1 pseudogene is annotated in these 747 nt (G+C 69.3%); it reads left to right on the forward strand.

Annotation, left to right across the window (positions count from 1 at the left end):
* Positions 1-747 (forward strand): annotated as a pseudogene (locus K8556_RS38935) (DUF2380 domain-containing protein); the annotation flags it as partial.

Genomic DNA, 747 nt, shown 5'->3' on the forward strand with positions numbered 1-747 from the left:
AGTGAAGGGTTCCCTGCGCAGCATCGAGGCCGCGTTCACCAAGCTGGCGGCCCGTCCTGCAGACCCCTGGGGCTGGAGCCTCACCGGCGTCTTCACGCGCTACCTCGACCATGGGGCCAAGCCGGTGACGTGGCTCCATGGCGCGCTTGGGAGCGCCACCGCGTTGACGGAGGTGGCCACGGAAGTCGGCGACACGGACATGGAGCTGGGCCTGCTGCGCATGACGGGGCCGAAGCTCCAGGCCGCCCAATTCGGAACCCTCCTCCTGGCCACCTGGGTGGACTTCCTGCACCTCGCGGACGCCGTGCTCCGAAACTGCCCCATGTGCAGCGCAGAGAAGCTCTTCACGGACCTGCATCGCGTGCAGGGACTGATGGAGCCCACGCTGACGGACCTGGCCTCACTGGACCCGGAGCGGGTGGAAGCGGCGACGGCCGCGATGCCCGAGCTGATGGGCAAGCTGACCCGCGAGTTCGACACGCTCCAGCGGGACACCCGCGCGACCATGAAGCTCGGCGGGCAGGTCATCGCGGCGATGCAGGCGGTGGAGATGGTCACCATGATCTCCACGATGAAGCTGGCCATGCCACGCGTGCCACCCGCGGCCCCCGCGACGCTCGGCGTGGGCCTCGTGATGAGCTCGGGCGGAGTCATGATGGGCTCGCGGATGGTGGTCTCCGCCGAGTGGGTGGAGATGATGCGAAGGCTCGTGCAGGCGGGCGTCATCTCCGGCTCCGCCGCCAGCGC

The sequence above is a fragment of the Corallococcus sp. AS-1-12 genome (genome assembly GCF_020036995.1).
Classification (GTDB): Bacteria; Myxococcota; Myxococcia; order Myxococcales; family Myxococcaceae; genus Corallococcus.